The sequence below is a fragment of the Lactobacillus sp. C449L genome (assembly GCF_059900815.1).
Genome location: NZ_JBWXGA010000410.1, coordinates 1 through 405, shown reverse-complemented (window position 1 = coordinate 405; position 405 = coordinate 1). Strand labels below are relative to the sequence as shown.

Genomic DNA, 405 nt, shown 5'->3' with positions numbered 1-405 from the left:
CAGCTCGGCCGCGAGATCGTGGTGCCGTCGCCGGTGACGCTGAAGCTGTCGATGCTCGAAGGCTTTACGAACAACGAATACGCGAAGAACGTCTACCTGTGCATCGGCTACGACGAGAAGGGCAAGGAGCCCGTCCATTCGGTCGCCGGCGCGTCGGGACGGACCGAGGAAGTCAGCGAGCATAACCGCATCATGGAAGGCTATCGCCTGTTCGTCCGCGAGGAGGCGCCGCCGCCGCCGTCCGCATTCGAATACAGCGACCTGATCGAAGAGACGAGCGTCTGGTATCAGGATGCGCAGGTGCGCGTGCTGCAGACGGTGCCGCGCTACGTCACGCCCGGCGAGACGTTCGAGATGATCATCCGGATCGAGAAAACGCTGCAAACCCCGCATATCGAATTCGAA

The 405-nt window shown here is 62.0% G+C and carries 1 protein-coding gene; it reads left to right on the top strand.

Translation table 11 applies throughout. From position 1 onward, the window contains the following. Positions 1-405 (top strand): hypothetical protein (locus AC2JF9_RS10020; RefSeq protein ID WP_500727472.1); only part of this gene is annotated, 405 nt, incomplete at both ends.